This window comes from Bradyrhizobium sp. UFLA05-89 (assembly GCF_059803475.1).
Genome location: NZ_JBANBA010000276.1, coordinates 1 through 1,087, shown reverse-complemented (window position 1 = coordinate 1,087; position 1,087 = coordinate 1). Strand labels below are relative to the sequence as shown.

Genomic DNA, 1,087 nt, shown 5'->3' with positions numbered 1-1,087 from the left:
CTGTGATACGGTTTTGACCGGCAAGGTTCAGGCTGCCCTTACCCGGTGAAACAATGCGGCATGCCGATGTGGATAAGCTGACTGCGGCTGTCGATGCAGCGCTGGCCCGTCAGCGCCGGCGCATTCCTCCGGGCTCCGTTCGGGCCTACGCTTTTGCGGTCGTCTGCGCTGTCGGCGCGACCCTGTTCGAGGCGTGGCTTCAATGGCTTGACCAGGATGCGTCTCCACTGATCGCGTACTACCCGGCTGTCGCGCTGACAGCGCTCGTGGGAGGTGTCGGTCCGGGCGTGCTGGTTGCCGCCGTCGGCGGCCTGGCTGCCTGGTGGGGCTTCATGCCGCCGGCATTCAGCTTTTCGCTGACACGGTACGGAGACAAGGTGACACTCGTCACCTTCGCTTTTGTGTCAATCTTTCTGGTAGGTGCGGCCGACTATTTTCGCCGTTTGGCGAAGCGTCTCGAAGACGAGGAGCATCTGCGCCAGCTTGCCGTGCAGGAGTTGGCCCACCGGCTCAAGAACAAGATCGCTACGATCCAAGCAATCATCAGCGTTCAATTGCGCGATCAGCCGCAAGTCCGGAGCGACATCCTGGACCGCCTCGCGGCACTGACCGCCACCGACCACCTCATTGAACAAGCCAACGGAGAGGGCGCCTTCGTGCGCGACATCGCCGAAACAGAGCTCGGCCCATACGTCGCCTCGCGGGTGACGGTCCAAGGAGTGAACGTCCTGCTGCCGCCGAAGTTTGCCTTGACCGTCGCGCTCCTTCTGCACGAGCTCGCGACCAACTCCGCAAAGTATGGTTCGCTGTCAGTGTCTGACGGCCGCGTGTCGCTCCGGTCCAGCATGGCGGACGATGTTCTCCATCTCACGTGGCAGGAGAGGGATGGGCCGCCGGTACACGCTCCGCCGAAACGCGGGTTCGGACTGCGCCTTCTGTCGCGCGCACTCGATCAGTTCGGCGGCGGCGCCGAGATCCTCTTTGAGCCTAGTGGCGTAGTCTGCAACATGCATCTCACGCTTCCCATCGGGACCAGGTCGGAGCGTTTCGGGGAAGACGGCGATCAGAAATTAACACCGAGGGCAAC

Annotated in this window: 1 protein-coding gene; it reads left to right on the top strand. The window is 62.7% G+C overall.

What is annotated here, in order from left to right; all coding sequences use genetic code 11:
- Positions 1–53: 53 nt before the first annotated feature.
- On the top strand, positions 54–1,087 hold a 1,034-nt coding region (locus SO139_RS46240), incomplete at its 3' end, for a sensor histidine kinase (protein WP_498542159.1).